General features: G+C 37.1%; 2 protein-coding genes. One reads left to right on the plus strand and one right to left on the minus strand.

All coding sequences use genetic code 11. From position 1 onward, the window contains the following. Positions 1 to 113: 113 nt before the first annotated feature. On the plus strand, positions 114 to 683 hold the full coding sequence (locus HHI26_RS25310; RefSeq protein WP_171149996.1) for a hypothetical protein: 570 nt from the start codon (positions 114 to 116) through the stop codon (positions 681 to 683). A gap of 110 nt (positions 684 to 793) precedes the next feature. Here the strand turns inward: HHI26_RS25310 and HHI26_RS25315 are convergent, their stop codons facing one another. After that, positions 794 to 1,390 carry a hypothetical protein gene (locus HHI26_RS25315; protein WP_171149995.1) on the minus strand — a complete coding sequence of 199 codons (597 nt, stop codon included), beginning with the start codon at positions 1,388 to 1,390 and terminating at the stop codon, positions 794 to 796. Positions 1,391 to 1,471: the final 81 nt, after the last annotated feature.

A 1,471-nucleotide genomic window follows, 5' to 3' on the forward strand; every position in this document is an offset into this window, starting at 1 on the left:
AAGCGGTCCTTTAAAATTTAAGTCGAAACAGGATGCACATTCAACTTAATAAGTTAAAATAGCCTTACGTGGCAACGCCAATTTTATCTTTTGACACATAAAAAAATATAATGATGAATAAAAATTATTACTTCGAAAATAAATATAGGAAATGGGCCATTACAGCCGTGATATGCATCATTATGGGCGGATGGTTCTGGTATATGTTGTGGGCATCAAGTATCTCCCATAATACCATTTTACAAAAAACGGTACCTGAATGGATAACGTATATTTCTTTTGGCGCATTGATTGGAAGTTTCTCTTTTATACATGCCTTTTATCTTCGCACTTTTAACAAAACATTAAAATATCTTTGTAATGCATTCCTAGGCGGTTTTTGCTTGGGATTTGTATTGAGCTTAAACTGTTACAATGTGTATGTTTATCTCTTCCCAGATAAAATAATTAGCTATGAATCTGAATATGAAGTTGTCTTCCCGGGGCCATCGAGAGGTAAGCATGGGCATTGTGAAGCAGGTATCTGGTTAAAAGATCAGAACACCACCAGATGGATACAACTTTGTACAAACAAAGAATTTTTGCGCAGCCACCGTACGCAAGGAATGACTGGAGTATGGGTAACAGCTCGTGTAAATAAAATTGGAACTTACATCGTGAAATACGAATTTATTTATATGTAAATGAAACAATCTGAAGATATTACAATCGCTTAGGTCGCCATCTTTTATTGCGCCTGCGAAAATAAATGATAGCCAACGCCTGCTCCTCGCTCAGAGCAGATCTATCGGCCTTACTGTGATGGCATGGAGTCAGATGAAGACGCTAAAACTTGTATCCAATCAGAATTGCTTAGTATCCGGTAGAAGGGAAATAAGCGATCTTTAATATGCGCTAAAAGTTGATCCTCGCTCATTTCAGATGCTCTAGAGTTGAAGACAGGGATTGCTTCATCGTAGAGTTCCCAATATAAACTTGATAGTGTATTTGTTATGCAAGCAAAGGCTCGTGGAGGATAGTCTAAAAAATAATGAGTGAAAAATGAAAGCCTACATTCGACTTTCTGTGCCGATGATGCCGCAATTAATTTTTGCAATTTCAAGCGGAGCCAAACTAGAGCACTATAACGTACTGATGGTTCTTGAACACTCAGCTCTCTTTTGTAAATAAGCATGTACTTCTCGACTTCATAGGAATCTATCGTTGAATCAAGACCCAGTGACGCAATTATAAGAAGGGCTTCAGAGTCTACACCAGCTATTACCTCTCTTTCAGCCCAAGAAACTACAGCCTGACAAAACTCATCTGAACTGAACACTTTAAACGTATCACTAAACTTTTTTAAGCAAAGAAGTTCCTGAAAATTATATTTGTAATCTGAATTTTCCATCTTCAATACCGGTTAGAAATTTTATGGTGTATGTTGACATCATATAAGATATGACGAGCGAAATGAGCATAACGTATTGCC

Origin of the sequence: Erwinia sp. JH02 (genome assembly GCF_013074405.1) — a bacterium.
Classification (GTDB): Bacteria; Pseudomonadota; Gammaproteobacteria; order Enterobacterales; family Enterobacteriaceae; genus Erwinia; species Erwinia rhapontici.

What these genes read in the sequence shown, in the direction of transcription:
- HHI26_RS25310 (WP_171149996.1), top strand. Translation starts at nt 114, where the DNA reads ATGAATAAAAATTATTACTTCGAAAATAAATATAGGAAATGGGCCATT.
- HHI26_RS25315 (WP_171149995.1), bottom strand. Translation starts at nt 1,390, where the DNA reads ATGGAAAATTCAGATTACAAATATAATTTTCAGGAACTTCTTTGCTTA.